Below are 17,073 nucleotides of genomic sequence, written 5' to 3' on the forward strand. Positions count from 1 at the left end.
GTGCCTCAGATGGTCGCTCCCGCCGGCCCGTTCATCGGCACCGTGGAGTCGCTGTCGGCTCCGCCGCGCCTCATCTTTCCGCCTCCCTGGCCTTTCTGGAAGCCTCCGCCGCCGGCACGGTTCATCCTCTGGCTTTTCATCTCCTCAAACTTCTGGCACTGCTCGGGCGTGAGGACTGCCTTCATCTCGCTCTCCATGGTGGACCTGAGGGCCTGGAGCTTTCCCTGCTCCTGCTGGACAATGGTCTTTACCTTATCCTTCTGGTCGTCGGTGAGGTTGAGATCTGCCATGGCCTGCTTTAAAGCGCCTTTCTTCCCGCCACCCCGGCTCATCGCTCCGCCTTTGCCCATGCCGCCACCCTGGCCCATGTCACCACTCTGGCCCATTCCGCCGCGGCGCATCTTACCCTGGCCGTCCTGGCCCATTCCGCCACCCTGCGACCCTGCCCTGCTCTTCATTTCCTGCACCTTCTTGTCCCAGAGGGCCTGCTGGTCGGGAGTGAGGACAGTCCTGATCTTTGTGCTCATCGAATCCATCAGGGTCTGCATCTCGCCCTTGTGCTTTTCCCTTATTGCTTTAAGCTGTCCCTTCTGATCTTCGGTAAGACCGAGGCTCTGCAGGAACCCGCCCTTCTGGCCCCCGCCTTCCCCTTTTGAGCACTGGGGAGCATTCAGGGACTGGTCTTCCCCCGGAGAAGTATAGCCGTTCATACAGAGACAGGCAGCGAAGACAATTACCGCGAACATGACAACGAGCACTCTGATCATATGATTCTCCTCCTGCTTTTTTTCATTCTCTCACTTGGACCTCCCCGGGGAGGAAAAAGTTTCTCTCCCCGGGAAAAAATAAGGACAGCAAATAACAAGGAGTGAAGCCCATGAAAAACGACGGAATCGTATGGAAAATCTCCACTTTTGTGCTCGCCGCGGCGCTGGCAATATGCCTTTTTACCGGTGAGGCACGGGCCACGCAGACTCATATGCGGAATGCTCTTACGGCGCTCCAGACAGCCCGCACACAGCTCGGGCTGGCAACCCGTGACAAGGGGGGCCACCGCGCCGCTGCCGTGAATTATGTCAACAAAGCAATCACCGAGGTTGAGCTCGGCATCAGGACTGGAGCGCAGTAAGCTCCATGGTACAGAGTTTAAGAGAGCTGAGTAAAACGCTCTCCCACATGCTCCGCCATGATCCAGGCCATTACGGCCTTGAGCTCGATGAGGAGGGATGGGCTTCCCTTGACGAGGTGATTGCCCTGCTCCGGAAAAGGAAATGGCCTTCCCTCACCGCTCAGCTGATAGCCGAGATGATTGCCCGCTCTCCCAAGATTCGCCATGAGATAAAAGAGGGAAAAATCAGGGCTCTCTATGGCCACTCCCTGCCGGGAAAAATTGGCATTGAGCCTTCAATGCCTCCTGAAATCCTTTACCATGGCACCTCACGGAGGGCTGAGCCTCATATAAGGGAGCAGGGGCTCCTCCCTTCGGGGCGACAGTATGTTCACCTTTCGCGTGACATTGATACGGCAATGGCAGTGGGCAGGCGGAAGGACAGAGAGCCCGTTATTCTCGTCATCGAGGCTCTCAGGGCTTTTGAGGAGGGGATAAGATTTTACCGGGTCATAGAGTCGATCTGGCTTGCCGATGCGGTCCCGCCTCGATTCATTGCAGAGTGAGCCAGCAGGGCATTTCCCGGAAAAACCCGGGGAAACCCTGTAGCTCGCCCTATACTTTTTTTACCTCTCCATAATCTACGCTGAAAGGGTGGACCTCGCAGGCACAGAACTTGCTGGTATTGTCAGGGCAGCGCCTGATTGTCTCGAGGCCCTCGTCGAAGGCTTTCCGGCTCACCTCAAACCAGACATCGTCGGGTGAGTCGCTGTTCCAGCAGTCATAGTATTCATTGTAAAAAAGCTTCCCGCAGAGGGGGCAGCTCCAGAAGCTCTTGATTATGTCGCCGCCGCACACGCAGAGATCGAACAGTGAGCCCTGGTTCTCCATCTCGCCATCGCATATTTTGCACTTGATGCTCATTAAGGGTTAATCCTCTTCTGCCGAGTTGAAGCCCTGCTCGGAGAAATGCCTGTCAAATGCGAAATATCTCTCTATCCCGTTGCGGCGAATGAGGGCAAAACTGACGCAGTCCACAATGCTGAGAGATTTTCTGCCTGACGCCATCATCACCTCTGAAGCGCTCATATGAATTACCTCATCGACCCACAGAATCTCAAGCAGGGGGGTGATATCCTGGAGAAAAACCTTCAGGGCCTTCATGCCAAGGCGGCGCTGGACAAGCGCGCAAGACTCCACCAGCACATAACTGCTGCAGATAAGCCTTTCATTGCTCTCCAACAGCCTTTTCCACATTCTTGAAGCAGCTTTGTGATTGTCATCATCGGCATCGAGCACCGCCAGCAGGGCTGAAGTATCTATATATACACTCATTCCCCGTAAGCCTCTTCCAGGTGCCTGTCATGGTCAGCTGAAAGGTCTCTTACGCCTGATGAAAACTTGCCTGCCCATTTTATGGCGCGGCGCCTCCGCTCTTCATAAGACCTGTACCCTGAAGCATTCAGCATCGTATCTATGCCTCTGCGCACGAGCTCGGCGATTGAAAGCCCCTCTGCCGATGCCTTTGCCTTGAGGGCATGATACTGATGCTCTTCAAGCTGAATCTGAGTTCTGATCATGGACTTCCTCGATGATAATATGTTATCACTTCTGTAATCATGATAACACATTATACCCTCACTGTCAATCGCCGGTACTTGAAGGTTCCCTGCCAATGCGCTATAATATCGTCAATGACGATGAAAGACTCTCTTTATGATCTCGCAGCCGTCGGCAACGAGAAGGCCCTCTCGGTGATAGGACTGGCCAAGAACGTCGGTAAGACCACGACGCTCAACTACCTGATGAGCGAGGCATCGAAGCGGCCAGGCACAAGGCTCGGCATCTCATCAACGGGATGGGACGGGGAAGCCTTTGATTCCATCACCGGCATGCCGAAGCCCCGCATCATCGTCCCGCGAGGCGCCGTCATCGCCACCACCGAGCACTGCCTGCCGCGCTCTCCCCTGCCCCACCGGGTCATCTCAAGGACCGGCATGCACACGAGCCTCGGCGACGTGGTGCTCATCGAGGCTCTTGAGGAAGGCAGAGTTGAGGTGGCAGGCCCCGTCACGGTCTCTGAGCTCATCGAGGTGAAGGAGATGATGCTCCGCGAGGGGTGCAGCCTCCTGCTCTTTGACGGCGCCATCAACAGGAAGGCATCATCATCGCCTGAGGTGTGCGGGGGCGCCATCGTTGCCACAGGACTCAATGCAGGGTATCATATCGACGACGTGAAGCGCACCACGTCCTTCTGGGTGGAGCTTTATTCACTGCCGCAGTGGGATGGGCCCCTGCCTCCCGAGGACAGGGATTTTCTCTTCCTCGATGAGAGGGGCGAAGAAGCTTATCGAATGACTTCCGGCTCATTCACTGCCGAAGGCGGCGGCACAAAGCCTCCAGGGAGGACTGCCTGCATCGCGGCGCCGGGAGCCTTCACCGACACTCTTGCCGGCTCCATGATCCCGTGGTCATCTCTCCCTCCCGTGGTGATCCGCGACACCACGGCCCTTTTCCTCACGCCGGCAATGCTCGGGAGGTTTAAAAAAAGGGGAGGTCGAATATTTCTTCGCAGAAAGACACAGGTTATGGCCTTCACAGTGAACCCCACGGCCGCCTCCGGGAGAAAATGGGACGCCGGGGAGTTCCTGGAGCTCATGGCGGAAGTATGCGCACCCTATCATGTATGGGATGTAGTATCAGGGAAAGGAATGATATCATGCAATGAGAGAAAAGCTCAGCCTTGACAGCAAGAAAATTGACGAGGCCCGCGCCATCGCTTCATCGATAGCCGACGGCGTTTATTCCACCATATCCGGATACAGCACCGAGACCATCGAGCGCACCATCGTAAGGATGCTGGGCGTTGATGGCATCGATGACACAGGCGTTCCCCTTCCCAACGTGGTGGTGAGCTGGGCGAAGGACCAGGGGCTGCTCGGGGGAGGGATTGCCTCCATAATGGGAAGCCTCATGGCTTCGAAGGCCATCACGCCGCAGAGGGCTGCGGAGATCATCTCAAGCGGTGAAGCCGACTCCTCGCAGTGTGCCGAGGAGACGCCAGGCTGGAAAGAGGCCGTGGATCGCCACGCCAGGGAGACGGTGGCAAAAATCGTGGCCAACAGGGAGAAGCGGGCTTCCCTCATAGGCGATGTGGCAAGGGAGGAGACACCATACCTCTACTGTATTGTCGCCACGGGCAATATTCATGAGGACGTGGTGCAGGCCCAGGCGGCGGCTTACCAGGGGGCGCAGATTATCGCCGTCATCCGCTCCACAGCCCAGAGCCTCCTGGATTATGTGCCCCACGGTGCCACCACCGAGGGGTTTGGCGGCACCTATGCCACCCGTGAGAATTTCAGGATCATGCGCAAAGCCCTCGATGAGGCCGGCGAGAAACTCGGGCGTTACGTGAGGCTCGTCAATTACTGCTCAGGCCTCTGCATGCCCGAGATTGCAGCGATGGGCGCCCTGGAGCGCCTGGATATGATGCTGAACGATGCACTCTACGGCATCATTTTCCGGGACATCAATATGCTCCGCACTTTTACCGATCAGCACTTCTCCAGGCGCATCAACGCATTTGCCAATATCGTCATCAACACGGGCGAGGACAACTACCTCACGACGGCCGACGCCTTCGACGAGGCCCACACGGTCCTCGCATCGCAGTTCATCAACGAGCAGTTCGCGAAGCGCGCCGGCCTTGCCGAGGAACAGATGGGCCTGGGCCACGCCTTCGAGATGCACCCGCTCCTCGAGAACGGCTTTCTCTTTGAGGTGGCGCAGGCGCAGATGGCCCGCGAGATATTCCCGCGCCATCCCCTCAAGTATATGCCTCCCACCAAGTTCATGACGGGCAACATTTTCAGGGGCCACGTGCAGGATGCCCTTTTCATGCAGGTCTCGGTCCTCACGGGGCAGACCATCCATCTGCTGGGAATGCTCACTGAGGCACTCCATACTCCCCATATCCAGGACCGCTTCCTCTCCATCGAAGCGGCGAAATACGTGCGTACCAATGCCCTCTACATGAGCGAAGACCTCCTCTTCAAGGAGAACGGCATCATGCAGGGGCGGGCCAGGGAAGTGCTGAACAAGGGGCTGGCTCTCCTCAGGGAAGTGGAGGGCAAGGGGCTCTTCAGGACCCTCGAGGAAGGAATCTTCGCCGGGATAAAGCGCCCCCGCGACGGGGGAAAGGGCAGGGACGGCGTCTTTGAGAAGGGAACGGGCTACTACAATCCCTTCGACAGCCTCCTCGAAACATTCGGGAAGCTCCCGCCGCCGCTCTTCATAGAGCCTGTTCTTGCAGGCAAGGAGGTGTGCCAGTGAACATCGATATTCATGCCCTCAAGCCTTTCGGCGACACTCTCGGGGACGGCTCCATGCAGATCTCCTTCACCCTTCCCATAGAAAAGTCCGACAAATCGGCGGAAGCTGCCAAGACCCTCGCCTCAAAGATGGGCCTTGACGAGGTCTACGTGGCCCACGAGGAGCAGATTGCCCCGCAGTTTACCTTTTTCGTCGTATACGGAAGGTGCCTCCACAGCGTTGACCTTGACAAGATCACTCCCTCATCGGCGTCGGTGGAGGCCATGGAGTTCAATGAGATTAATGATTTCATAAAAAAAGAGATCGGGAGAGCCCTCCGTGTGGTGGGTGCCTGTATAGAGACCGACGCCCATACTGTGGGTATTGACGCCATCCTGAACATGAAAGGCTGTGCCGGCGATTACGGCCTTGAGCGCTACTCAAAGTTCGAGGTGAAAAACATGGGCGCCCAGGTGAAATGCGAGGCCCTCATCGCCGAAGCCGTAAATTATGATGCCGATGCTATTCTTGTCTCCACAATCGTGACGCAGAAAGACATTCATATTCACCACCTTACGAAGCTCATCGACATGCTTGAAGCCGAAAAGCTCCGCAACCGCTTCCTGCTCATCGTGGGGGGGCCCAGGATAAGCCATGGCCTTGCGAAAGAGCTCGGGTACGACGCCGGCTTCGGGAGGGGCACCCTCCCCTCACAGGTGGCCACTTACCTTGCCCAGGAGATGAAATCGCGCCTCGCCGGCAAATAACCAAGGAGGACCCTATGGAAAAGCTCATTATAACCGTTGCCCCCGTGGGAGCGGAGGTTACGCGGAACGACAATCCCCACCTTCCCCTCACGCCTGAAGAAATCGCCATGGAAGCCGAGCGCTGCCGCAGGGCCGGCGCCTCCATCGCCCATATCCATGCCCGTGACAAAAAAGGATGCGCCACGCAGGACAGGGAGGTGTACCGGCAGATAATCGACGAGGTAAAGAAGCGGACCGACATCATCGTCCAGGTCTCGACAGGGGGCGCCGTGGGCATGAAGCCCGAGGAGCGCATCGCCCCCGTAAGCCTGAGGCCCGAGATGTGCACCCTTACAACGGGCACCTGCAATTTCGGCCCCGATGTCTTTATGAATACCCTCCCTGATATCGAGTTCTTCTGCGCCGAGATCAGGAAATACGGCGTCCTCCCCGAGATGGAGATCTTTGATTACGGGATGATTTCCAACGCCCTGAACCTGATCAAGAAAGAGCTTGTGCCGAGGAAGGTGAACTTCGATTTTGTGCTGGGCGTGCCGGGGGCCCTCATGGGCTCGGCCAAGGCCCTGGTGGTCCTCTCCGAGGAGGTGCCGAAAGACTGCACGTGGACCGTGGCGGGAATCGGCCGCTTCGAGCTTCCCCTGGCCGTCATGGCCATCACCATGGGGGGAAATGTGCGCGTGGGCTTCGAGGATAATATATATTACTCCAAGGGAGTGCCGGCCGAGAGCAACGCCCAGCTTGTGGAGCGCATCGTGCGCATTGCCCGCGAGTGCGGCCGAGAGGTGGCAACACCCGGTGAGGCCCGCTCGATCCTGGGCCTGAAGGGGTAAAACCTATTGGCTGAACTTAAAAAAAGCTCACGAGGCTTATGAGCAGCACAAGAAACATGATGCTGGGCCAGTAAAGAAGCTTGGGGATGAGGCAGTGCTCGTAGTGGATGAACCTGCTCTCGCTCTTCCCGGTAAACAGGAAGGCGATGATGACGACCTCAAGAAGCACGAAGTACGTGATGAAATAAAAGTTCTCTATGAAGGTGATGCCGGTGACGGCCAGCTCGCTTCTCAGGTTGGACTGGGAGAGAATGGTGGAGAAGAAGAAGGTGATGGCTGTGCCCACGACGCCCAGGCCGCTCAGGCCGAAGGACTTCCTTCTCTCCTCTTCCGTAGTGAAGGTGAGCTGCACCACGAAAAGCATGGAGAGCATGATGAGCAGGGGGAAGATCTTTGAGACAAAAGGCGTCGCGAAGTTCCGCTTCTCGATGAGGTGATAATATAGCTCAGGGTAGACCACCCCGGGGCTGTTGCTCACAATGCCCAGATTGGTGGTGCTTGACACAGGCGTCATTTCAAAATAGCTCACAAGGTGCGTGTATCCGGGCAGCACAAGGCCTTCCTGTATCCCGGGCAGCAGGAAGGGGGAGAGGAAGTTGTATGAGGCAATGTCAGGCACGGCAATGACGTTCCTGTAATGCTCCCTGTGCCTTATCCAGAGCCAGATGTCCGGCCTGTCGAAAGGATACTTCATGTAGTCAAAATATTCCCTCACCTCGGCCTCAAACTGCCAGCCCACCGTCTCAATGTCATTGCTGCTGTCGCGGTAGGCCTCCTGGATTTTCAGGGTCTGAGCCTCGGGGAAAGTGAAGCCCCTGGCAAGGCCGTCCTGATCCCCTTTCCGGTATTTCTGCCAGAGATACCCCGTTATGGCGACATTATTGGCGCCCTTGAACTCCAGCGACTGAATCGAAAGGCCCGTGGGGATGAAGATCGGCGCGGTTCTCCGCGTCTCCCTCGAGAATTCCCTGTATTCGTTGAGAAAAGAATACAGGCCGAGGTTATTGGTGATTATCCTGGTTCTGTCATTGTGATAGGGCGACAAGTTGAGCTCAATAGACCAGATATAGCAGGTAGCGGCTATGCAGAGGAGCGAGAATATGATGGAGCCTCCCCAGAGCGATGCTGTCTCGAACCTGTAGGCCCTGAGAAGAAGCATTGAAAGGAAGAAGAGAAAAGACGCCGCAGCCAGTGCCATAAGAATGCTGAGGCGCCTGCGGGTGGTCTCGTTGATGCTGAACTGATGGGACATGAACACCGAGCCCAGCCGCCACCCTGCTGAAGGCACAGACTCAAAGAAAATCCAGACTACCTGCCTTATGTCCTTGTCAAAGCCCTGGAACTGGAAGCGCTCGTTGTTCAGGGCCAGCCTGCTTGCCTCAGCAACCTCAGGCTGCTTCGTCTCCCTGGCAAAATCAAAGATGGAGATCCTTTTTGTCACGAGCTCGGGAACGGGGGCATATACAAATATGCCTTTCTGGTTGATAAGAAACATGTAAGCCACATTTCCCGTCATGGAAGAGCTTATCAGGTCATTGAGCCCATCAGCGGGAAGCGACACCCGGATCACCCCCGGGCTGCCGCCATCGGCTGTTTTCGGGAGAGGACAGGCATAATCAATCATCATGCTGTTTGTCACCTTGTCCAGGTAAGGCACAGACCATTGCGCGCCGTGAATATAGGGGTTCTGAAACCATTCCATGGTGGTGTAGTCCTCAAGGGCTCCCCCGTCATAGAATTTCCCCCCCCCTCTTTCACGGCTGCTGTGGGGAGCGTAAAGCCGCTGCGCCTCAGACTTCGCGAAGGGACCATAGGCTATCCCCGCGCGGAATACCCTTGGGTGCCCTGAAAGAATGCCTTCCAGGCGCTTGCGCAGAGCTTCGTCATCAAGTCCCATGAGCCGGGGATCCGATGCCAGGGCCTTCACCTCATTTTCTATAAGGGAGAGTTTCTTTTGAATCTTCCCTGCAATCAACCGCGTGTCGTTAATCGAGGCTTTTTTTGCCTTCCGCTCTGCCTCGATCTTGCTTTTTTCAAAGAAATACAGAAGAAAGCAGAATACAGCGAAGCTTATAATAGTGAGGATCAGGAAAACACGCGACAGGGATCTTTGCTTTTCCTCGCTCTGGGGTGCTTCAGCGGGAGAGGTTGTCTCGCTCATACGGAGATTATATCATTCCCCCCGGGCCTGTGCAAGTATGGCCGGGAATTTGTTAACATCCTGTTCACTTGACATGCCGGATAGATCGAGTAGAATAGAAGTATCGATGAGAGCGGGGTGGGATATTTTCCTCGGAATCGCTCGTTATGCAGCAGGATTTACCGCCACTTGACATTTCTGCAATATCGAGTAAAATAGCAGTATGGGGGCATGGGGAAGCGGGTAATTTTTTACCAATTTCTCCGATACTACAAGACAGAGCCATGAGTCACCGCACCGACAGGAGAAAGTTTCCTCGCACTCCAATGCTTTCCCTTGCGTTTCTCGAGCTGGACGGCAAGGAAAGCGTCATCCCGGGAATTGTGGTGGACGTGAGCCTGGGTGGCATGAAGATACTCACCCAGATGCCTGTCGAATGCGACGGGGACCTCGCCATAGTCATTGAATACGAGGGAAAAAAGAGGCTTTCCATACCCGGGAGACTCATGTGGCAGCAGAAAATGGAAGTCCTCAGGCAGTTCAGCTTCGGCATCGAGCACATAAATGGCGTGGAGTTCAAGCTTCCGCCGGAAGAGATTCGCGAGATTGTCTTTGAGGAGCTTCTGTAACGGGATAAGCGGCCGGACCGATGGGAGGGGATCACTATGATGAGCATGAACAAGAAGATACTCATAGGGCTGTTTCTGGCAGTTTTTATCGCTCTGCTCTATCAGTATTTCAACTTTCAATACAGCGATCTCAAGACTATGAATACCGTACTTGCCATATCGGCGATGCTCCTTGCGGTATCCCTCTCCGAGGGATACCGGGAGAGCAAGGATCTCTATAAAAACCTTCTCTCCGAGGCCGACTGGTACTTTAAGAACAATAATGCCATGAGGGCACGACAGATTTTCGAGTCCCTCGTGAAAATAAAGCCCAGGTCCTACGAGGCCCTTCTCGGTCTGGGCCAGTGCAACAGGATTCTGAGAGAGGTAAGAACGGCTGAGCAGATCTTCAAGAGGGCCATAAAACTGGAGCCTGAACGCCATGAAGCATATCTCTTCCTTGGTATCACGCAGTTCAATATGAAGCAGACCGGCGAGGCGCTCATGGCATTCAAGAAGGCAAAGATGCTCCATCCTTTCGATGCCGACGTCTACTATTTCATGGCGAAGCTCTATGAAAGGCTCAGGGACAGCGAAGACGCCATCTCCCACTACAAGGCTTACCTCGAGCTGAATCCCAATACCAGGAACGGCGTGGAAGTCACCGAGAGGATCAAGCGTCTCGAGGCCGGCATCGCAACTCCCGCGGAAGTCTGAAAACACGCCTTTCTGCTGCCCCTGCCGATATTATCACGGCCTCTTATTAGTACACAGGTCTTTTTGATTCCATGACATAATTTCGTTTTATGCCTCTTTGAGCGACTCCTCAATTATTGAAAGGGCCCTTGCCAGGTCTTCCTCGCTGTGGCGGTAGCAGATGTACCAATGGTGGAAGGGCTGGATGAAGAGGCCCCGGCGGATTGCGCCCGTGTAGAACTTTGTCCTGCGTTCCTTGTAGAGGTTCTCGTCATCGCGGTCAAAGGTGATGAAGGGCATGGGGGGGATTCCCGAGACTGTCACCCTGTAGGGGAGCTTCGAGGCCATCTCCCTGAGGCGCGCCAGGAAACGCTCTCCGCGCTCCCATATTTTGTCGCACACTTTTTCACGCTCCAGGATCTCTATGCATTTGAGGGCGGCCACCATCTCGAGGCTGTTGGGGAAGAATGTCGAGGAGATGAAGACCTCCTTCTCTGCCATTTTCATTATCTCGCGCTTCCCCACGACGGCAGAGATGGGATAGCCGTTCGCCATGGCCTTCCCGAAGACTGCGAGGTCCGGAGTGACGCCATAGCGCTTCTGGGCGCCCCCGATGCTGAGCCTGAAGCCTGTTCTTATCTCATCAAAGACAAGGACCACACCGTAGGCCGTGGCAAGCTCCCGTACCTCCTCGAGGAACCCCGGCTTCGGAGCCTCGACGGGCGCATTGAGAGGATGGCCCACAGGCGTGATGATGACGCAGGCCACGCTCCCTTTGTGCTCCTCAAGAAGCTTTTTGAGGCCTTCTGCATCGTTATAGTGAAACTCATGGACATCCTCGTAGACCTTTTTCGGCACCCCGCCATGGACTTCCACGCACCAGTCGTGCCAGCCGTGATAGCCGCAGCGGATGATCAGGTCGCGGCCCGTATAGCCGCGGGCGATGCGCACGGCGCATGAAGTGGCATCAGATCCGGTCTTGACAAGGATCCCCATTTCCGCGCAGGGGACAAGCTCACGGAGGCGCCTGAGCAGCCTGTTCTGCCACTCCTGGACAAGGGAAAAACAGAAGCCGCGCTTCATCTGCTCCATGACGGCCTCGTTTATCTCGGGCTCCACGTAGCCGAGGATGATGGGGCCGTAAGCGCAGAGCATGTCGATGTACTCGTTTCCATCGACATCGATGATGGAGCCTCCCCTTCCCTCGCGGATAAAGACGGGATATTCACCGGGGACGAAATTGTAGGGCCTCCTGATGCCCATCATTCCGCCGGGGCTCAAGTCCCTGGCCTCTTCGTAGAGCTCCATGGAGCGGGTGAGATTCAGTTTTTCCGCCTGTTTCTGCATATAAGCCTCCTTTATCTGAATAATTCATTTTCTTCTCGATCCCCCCGGCCTTCCGTAAGCCGGCAGCATTTAAAAAGGCAGCGCTGCCTGCATTATACTGCTCATTGCGGCCCGCGTCAAGACCGCCGGCAGCAGAAGGCAGGCTAGGTGGCCCGCCCTGCCGCCCCGAATCTGTAGCCTGACAGGAAAGCTCTGGCCCGCTCGGTGTAACGATAGGCCTTGAGAAGCTCCCAGAATCTTCTGGAGTGATCAGGATAAATAAGATGGGCAAGCTCGTGGAGCACCACGTAGGAGAGGACCCAGCGGGGAAAATTCCTCACCCTCCGGGAAATCCTTATATGGCCCGACCGGTACGAGCAGCTCCCGAAAATGGTTTTCTGCCTTGAGGAATATACAAGCGAGCGGGGCCGGGCCTTCCCCCCCAGGTACCGCTGATTCATCTCGGAGGCGAGTAAATCAAGCTTGCGCTGCTCCCGCTCCTCGAGCTCCTTCTGCTTTCCCTCCAGGCGCGCGCGCATCCGCTCCACCCAGATGCTCTCTTCCTTCTTGGTGAGCGTTGCAGGGATCTGCAGCACAAGCCTGTTGTCAATGATGCGCGCCGATATGGTCTTCCTGCGCCGGGCGCTCCTTTTCACTTCAACCTTCATTGCTTCTCCTTGAATATGCTTTATCAGCAATGCTCATAGAAGGCTCGGGGCTCGAGATCCTTTACCTTCACCCGTTTTTTTCTCACCAGATACCGCCTGATCTTAAAGGCGCTCATATTATGGAGTGTTACCTTGCAGCAGGCGTTTTTCCTGCATTTTGGAAAACGGGCCTTTCATAAGAAGGACTGGGAGAAAATAAAAAGAAGTTCTCTCGCGATCATCTCTCTCTGGAGGTACCCATGAGCATTCATATGGCGGCAAAGATGGGCGATATAGCCCCGGCAGTGCTGCTCCCCGGCGATCCACTCAGGGCAAGATACATTGCCGAGCATTTCCTGGAAAACGCGGTGTGTTACAATGAGATACGCTCCATGCTGGGCTACACCGGCGCTTATAAGGGGAAGCGTGTTTCCGTGCAGGGCACCGGCATGGGTATTCCCTCTCTCGCCATCTACGTGGAGGAGCTCCTGCGCGATTATGGGTGCCGGACCCTTATCAGGGTGGGCTCCTGCGGGACAATTCAGGAAGGCATTCATATCAGGGATATCATCCTGGTCATGGGAGCCTCGACAGACTCGCAGATCAACAAGATCACCTTCAAGGGGCAGGACTATGCGGCGACGGCGGACTTTGAGCTGCTGAAAAGGGCCCATGACTATGCCGCAGGTCGCGGGATACCGGTGAAAGTCGGGAACGTGATGAGCACCGACACCTTTTATAACCAGGACAAGGACTTTTACGAAGTATGGAGAAAGCACGGCATCCTTGCCTATGAGATGGAATCTTCAGCCCTTTTCACATTGGCAGCGCGCTATGGCGCCAAAAGCCTCACGATCCTCACGGTGAGCGACAGCATCCTGTCAGGCGAGGAAATGACGGCCGAGGAGAGGGAGCGGACCCTGGCTACCATGTGCGAGGTCGCCCTCAACACCGTGTAGGCTGCGGAGCCTGCTTACCTGTCAAAGAAGAGAAGATATACTGCCATAAGGTATTTCACGTCGAAAATACCTGAATAATCGTTGAAGCTCATATAAAGCTTTCCATTCTTTTTTACCCTGCCTTCATCGGTCACCACGTAGAGCACAGTGCCGTCGGCTTTTTTCACCTGGTACCCGTCAACATACCCTATGGCGATATTTTTTTTCTTGAGGTATACGCCGTCATAGCGGCCGACTACCGCACCCTTCTTCTTTATGTACACGCCGTCAAAAGTCCCCAGGTCCTTTCCGCCCTTCCTGAAAGTGATTCCCTCGAGGGTGGCCACGGTCTTTCCGCCTTTTCTGATAGTGCACAGGGCCTGAGCCTCCCGGGAGAGGCCCGCAAGAATAAGGACCCCAAGGAATAACATTACTATGAAACGCCTGTTCATAGGCTTTGGCACCTCGCTTCGGACCTACCGGTCCAGAATATGCTGTCATACTATTTTTATCACATATGCACCTAAAAGGCAACTCTCCTGCCCCGGGTTTTTCTCCCGGGTTTTTCATGCTATAATATATTCACGGAAAACAGAGGAGGTGGAAAATGATAAAGCGGTTATTCCTTTTCATCGCCGTATTCATGCTCGTCGCGGCCCTGGGCACACCGCAGCTTCATGCAGGGTGACGGCCGGCGTCAGGAGGTTCATCGGGGCCCGGTGTTTACTATCCTGCGCAAAAAGACACTTCTGACAAGGTACCACCCGATTCGGTGGTGGAGAGGTATTTCATGTACCTCAGCTACAAGAGCTTTGACACGGCCTACGGCACGCTGGCAAAGGCCCTCCAGGCCACCTGCAATTTTGACAGCTTCCAGAAGGCCCATGACCTCGGCCTCACTTACCAGGTGAAAAAGATGACAAGCAACAAGAAGGACCAGGAGAACGCCGAGGTGAGCGCTGTTGTGGTGGCCACGCCGCAGGACGGCTCGGCGCCGAAGATCCTGGAATACAGGTTCACCTTGAAAAAGGAGGACAACAAGTGGAGAATCTACTCCTATCTCTTCGACAAGCAGAAGGAGTAGGAAAGCTGGATTAAGGGGGAGAAAGGACCTCGCGGATTCTGGCCAGCAGGGTGCTGGGCGCATAAGGTTTCTGGATCAGCATCACTTTCTCTTTCTGCAGGAATTCCAGGTGGAGAGGGCTCGTGGCATAGCCGCTCGAAAAGAGAAAACGAAGACCAGGCTGCTCCTTATGCAATACTTCGTAGAGGGCTTTTCCCCCCATCTTCGGTATGACCATATCCACTAACGCAAGGTGAATATCACCCTGGTATTTTTTCGATATTTCCAGAGCCTCAACGCCATCAGCCGCCATCAGGACCCTGTACCCCGCGCCCTCAAGGATATTCGCCGCCAGTTTCCTCACGGTTTCATAGTCCTCTGCCACGAGAATTGTCTCGGTGCCCCCCCTGGACCTGGCAAATGCCTCTGCCCTTATTGAAGCTTCAGACTTTTCGGTACTCGGGAGGAATACCTGGAACGTTGTTCCCCTGCCCACTTCGCTTGATACCTGGATTTCACCCTGGTGCTGCTGCACGATCCCATAGACTGTCGGCAGCCCAAGCCCTGTCCCCTTTCCCGCTTCTTTCGTGGTATAGAAAGGCTCAAAAATACGTCCCTGGGTCTCTTTGTCCATCCCGCAGCCGGTATCAGTGACCGTTAAAAGGATATACCGGCTCTGTGACGGTAATAAGCGGGGTTCGCCCGCCTCGCTCTTCTTCATCACGTTCTTTGTCTCTATGGTGAGGACCCCGCCTTCGGGCATGGCATCCCGCGCGTTTACGCAGAGATTGAGAAGTATCTGCTCCATCTGCCCCCTGTCGGCATAGACGTTATCCAGGCTGTCGCCTTCTATAAGCCTCACCTCAATGTCTTCACCGATTACGCGCTTTATCATCCTTATCATGTCGCGGACCGCCTCGTTGAGAGCCAGATCTTCCTTCTTCAGTATCTGGCGGCGGCTGATAGCAAGCAGCTGGCTTGTCAGTGCCGAGGCACGCTCGACGCTCCTGTAAATCTCCTCGGCAAACTCATATGTATCGCTGTATGCCGGCAGGCGGTTCATGAGCAGGCCGCTGGAAAGGCTCATGACCTGAAGGATGTTGTTCAGGTCGTGGGCCATGCCTCCCGCAAGCCGCCCGACAGCCTCCATTTTCGAAGCCTGCCTCAACTGGTTTTCAAGGAGGGCGCGCTCTTCCCGCTCCCTCTCATGGGTAAGGCGCACGCTGAGTATCATGGCCAGCACCGTGACGATGTTTTCAAGAAGCTGGATATCTTCCCTGCCATAGTCTGTCTCCTTGTTGGCAACAAACAGCAGCCCGATGACCTTTTCCTGGTGCGTCACGGGCATGCTGATGTATCTCCTGATTGGGATGTGTCCCTCGGAGATTGGAATGAGCTGGTTTGAGTGGGATGCCTTCCCCTCCTTCACTGACTGTGACCAGAGGCTTTCACCCCAGGCATTTCGGGGAATGACTATATTCCTGCTCTTTTCATGGCTGAGATTCAGGAGGGTCCCTGCCATGGAGGGAACAACCAGTGACCCGTTCCTGTCAATATAACCGAAGATCCCCACTTCACTCTCCATGACTTCCAGGGCGATCTTCAGCACTGCTGCGAATATATCCTCATCGGGGACCGTAAGAAAAGCATCGGCGATCCTGGCCCTTATCTTCAGTTTTTTCTCGGACTGCTTCAAGGCTTCCTCGATCATCTTCCGCTCAGTGACCTCGAGCTCAAGATGATTCTTGGCAGACTCAAGCTGCTTGAGCTTGTCTTCCAGCTTGTGGATGAGCCTCTCGCTGTAATTTTTCAGGTACACCGACTCTTCCAGGTAAGGTTCGGGCGGCAGGGCATGGGGTAAGGCCTGCTGCTCCTCAATGACTTCTTCAAGCATGCGCATAAGCACTTCCGGCTCTTCAGGCTTTATGATGAAGCGCGCGGCCCCAAGGCTCAGTGCGAACTCCTCGTCTTTTGAATCGGTATAGGTGGCCGTGTAGAAAACAAGGGGGATTCTGCAGAGATGCTCGTCGGCTTTGCATTTGCGGCAGAGCGTGTACCCGTCCATTCCCGGCATCAGGATGTCGGTGATTATTAAATCCGGAGGAGTATCCCGGATGGCATCAAGAGCATTGAGCGCCTCGATGCCATCGGCCGCCATCACCACCTCATAACCTTTGCCCCTCAAGAGAGCTCCAAGCATGTAACGGTTCTGATCGTTGTCATCTACCACGAGAATCCTTTTCATTGCCCCTTCTGTCCTTTCTGCTCCGCCCCGTGCAGGTATTTCTCGATATCAGCAATGAAAGTGTCGGGGTTGATCGGCTTCTCTACATAGCCGGAGCACCCTGCTTCGAGTGCGCGCTCCCTGTCTCCCACCATGGCATAGCTGGTAACGGCTACGATAGGGATTTCCGCCAGTGCCGGGTCAGCGCGGAGTGCCTGCGCGACTTCATAGCCATCCATGCCGGGCAGCTGGATGTCCAGCAGGATCATGTCCGGAATCACCTGGCTTGCGAGCCTGATTCCCTCATTGCCGTCCCGGGCCTGCACTACCTCATATCCGCTCTTCTCAAGGATAAACGTCACCAGGTAAAGGTTCTGCTCGTTATCTTCTATTACCAGTACTTTCTTTTTCATCT

General features: G+C 55.4%; 20 protein-coding genes. 10 read left to right on the top strand and 10 right to left on the bottom strand.

The features are described from left to right. Window positions 1-5: 5 nt before the first annotated feature. A complete protein-coding gene (locus RDV48_23210; GenBank protein MDQ7825729.1) occupies window positions 6-767 on the bottom strand; it encodes a hypothetical protein in 762 nt (253 codons plus the stop codon). Window positions 768-877: 110 nt separating this feature from the next. Here RDV48_23210 and RDV48_23215 point away from each other — a divergent pair, with 110 nt between their 5' ends. Together RDV48_23215 and RDV48_23220 are read left to right on the top strand one after the other, a co-directional pair. Further along, window positions 878-1,129: a hypothetical protein gene (locus RDV48_23215; protein MDQ7825730.1), complete on the top strand. Its 252-nt coding sequence runs from the start codon at window positions 878-880 to the stop codon at window positions 1,127-1,129. Window positions 1,130-1,134: 5 nt separating this feature from the next. Next, complete coding sequence (locus tag RDV48_23220; protein ID MDQ7825731.1) at window positions 1,135-1,674, top strand: RNA 2'-phosphotransferase; 540 nt, start codon at window positions 1,135-1,137, stop codon at window positions 1,672-1,674. Window positions 1,675-1,723: 49 nt separating this feature from the next. Here the strand turns inward: RDV48_23220 and RDV48_23225 are convergent, their stop codons facing one another. Genes RDV48_23225 through RDV48_23235 form a run of 3 tightly spaced genes read right to left on the bottom strand, consistent with a single transcriptional unit; the run spans window position 1,724 to window position 2,688 of the window. Then, complete coding sequence (locus RDV48_23225) at window positions 1,724-2,032, bottom strand: hypothetical protein (GenBank protein MDQ7825732.1); 309 nt, start codon at window positions 2,030-2,032, stop codon at window positions 1,724-1,726. A 6-nt stretch (window positions 2,033-2,038) separates the two neighbouring features. Next, a complete protein-coding gene (locus tag RDV48_23230) occupies window positions 2,039-2,443 on the bottom strand; it encodes a PIN domain-containing protein (protein ID MDQ7825733.1) in 405 nt (134 codons plus the stop codon). Continuing rightward, a complete protein-coding gene (locus RDV48_23235; GenBank protein MDQ7825734.1) occupies window positions 2,440-2,688 on the bottom strand; it encodes a CopG family transcriptional regulator in 249 nt (82 codons plus the stop codon). The genes RDV48_23230 and RDV48_23235 overlap by 4 nt, the downstream gene beginning before the upstream one ends. 114 nt (window positions 2,689-2,802) lie before the next feature. On the opposite strand from RDV48_23235, the gene RDV48_23240 reads away from it, so the two are divergent. The 4 genes from RDV48_23240 to RDV48_23255 are packed head-to-tail and all read left to right on the top strand — an operon-like array spanning window position 2,803 to window position 7,016. After that, entirely contained in the window at window positions 2,803-3,855 is a 1,053-nt protein-coding gene (locus tag RDV48_23240; protein ID MDQ7825735.1) for a hypothetical protein, read from the top strand. Then, window positions 3,833-5,440: a lysine 5,6-aminomutase subunit alpha gene (locus tag RDV48_23245; protein ID MDQ7825736.1), complete on the top strand. Its 1,608-nt coding sequence runs from the start codon at window positions 3,833-3,835 to the stop codon at window positions 5,438-5,440. Before RDV48_23240 ends, RDV48_23245 begins: the two co-directional genes overlap by 23 nt. Then, window positions 5,437-6,186 (top strand): OAM dimerization domain-containing protein, encoded by a 750-nt coding sequence (locus tag RDV48_23250; protein ID MDQ7825737.1) that lies wholly within the window; start codon window positions 5,437-5,439, stop codon window positions 6,184-6,186. The genes RDV48_23245 and RDV48_23250 overlap by 4 nt, the downstream gene beginning before the upstream one ends. Window positions 6,187-6,200: 14 nt before the next feature. Next, a complete protein-coding gene (locus RDV48_23255) occupies window positions 6,201-7,016 on the top strand; it encodes a 3-keto-5-aminohexanoate cleavage protein (protein ID MDQ7825738.1) in 816 nt (271 codons plus the stop codon). Between the two features lie 16 nt (window positions 7,017-7,032). Here RDV48_23255 and RDV48_23260 read toward each other — a convergent pair whose 3' ends face one another. Beyond that, window positions 7,033-9,177 (bottom strand): cache domain-containing protein, encoded by a 2,145-nt coding sequence (locus RDV48_23260; protein ID MDQ7825739.1) that lies wholly within the window; start codon window positions 9,175-9,177, stop codon window positions 7,033-7,035. Between the two features lie 263 nt (window positions 9,178-9,440). Here RDV48_23260 and RDV48_23265 point away from each other — a divergent pair, with 263 nt between their 5' ends. Together RDV48_23265 and RDV48_23270 are read left to right on the top strand one after the other, a co-directional pair. After that, a complete protein-coding gene (locus tag RDV48_23265; GenBank protein ID MDQ7825740.1) occupies window positions 9,441-9,785 on the top strand; it encodes a PilZ domain-containing protein in 345 nt (114 codons plus the stop codon). A gap of 36 nt (window positions 9,786-9,821) precedes the next feature. After that, window positions 9,822-10,481: a tetratricopeptide repeat protein gene (locus RDV48_23270; protein MDQ7825741.1), complete on the top strand. Its 660-nt coding sequence runs from the start codon at window positions 9,822-9,824 to the stop codon at window positions 10,479-10,481. Between the two features lie 87 nt (window positions 10,482-10,568). Here the strand turns inward: RDV48_23270 and RDV48_23275 are convergent, their stop codons facing one another. After that, entirely contained in the window at window positions 10,569-11,807 is a 1,239-nt protein-coding gene (locus RDV48_23275) for an aminotransferase class III-fold pyridoxal phosphate-dependent enzyme (GenBank protein ID MDQ7825742.1), read from the bottom strand. 143 nt (window positions 11,808-11,950) lie between these two features. Continuing rightward, complete coding sequence (locus tag RDV48_23280; GenBank protein ID MDQ7825743.1) at window positions 11,951-12,454, bottom strand: DUF45 domain-containing protein; 504 nt, start codon at window positions 12,452-12,454, stop codon at window positions 11,951-11,953. Window positions 12,455-12,693: 239 nt separating this feature from the next. Between RDV48_23280 and deoD the strand changes: the two genes are divergently transcribed. Beyond that, entirely contained in the window at window positions 12,694-13,392 is a 699-nt protein-coding gene (gene deoD / locus RDV48_23285; GenBank protein MDQ7825744.1) for a purine-nucleoside phosphorylase, read from the top strand. Window positions 13,393-13,406: 14 nt separating this feature from the next. On the opposite strand, the gene RDV48_23290 is transcribed toward deoD, so the two are convergent. After that, window positions 13,407-13,823, bottom strand: a complete 417-nt coding sequence (locus tag RDV48_23290; GenBank protein ID MDQ7825745.1) for a hypothetical protein — start codon at window positions 13,821-13,823, stop codon at window positions 13,407-13,409. A gap of 338 nt (window positions 13,824-14,161) precedes the next feature. On the opposite strand from RDV48_23290, the gene RDV48_23295 reads away from it, so the two are divergent. After that, the gene (locus RDV48_23295; GenBank protein MDQ7825746.1) at window positions 14,162-14,455 is read left to right on the top strand and encodes a hypothetical protein; all 294 of its coding nucleotides are present in this window, start codon (window positions 14,162-14,164) and stop codon (window positions 14,453-14,455) included. A 10-nt stretch (window positions 14,456-14,465) separates the two neighbouring features. On the opposite strand, the gene RDV48_23300 is transcribed toward RDV48_23295, so the two are convergent. After that, a complete protein-coding gene (locus tag RDV48_23300) occupies window positions 14,466-16,679 on the bottom strand; it encodes a response regulator (GenBank protein ID MDQ7825747.1) in 2,214 nt (737 codons plus the stop codon). After that, window positions 16,676-17,071 (bottom strand): response regulator, encoded by a 396-nt coding sequence (locus RDV48_23305; protein ID MDQ7825748.1) that lies wholly within the window; start codon window positions 17,069-17,071, stop codon window positions 16,676-16,678. The genes RDV48_23300 and RDV48_23305 overlap by 4 nt, the downstream gene beginning before the upstream one ends. Window positions 17,072-17,073: the final 2 nt, after the last annotated feature.

It is taken from the genome of Candidatus Eremiobacterota bacterium (genome assembly GCA_031082125.1).
GTDB lineage: Bacteria > Vulcanimicrobiota > CADAWZ01 > CADAWZ01 > Ess09-12 > Ess09-12.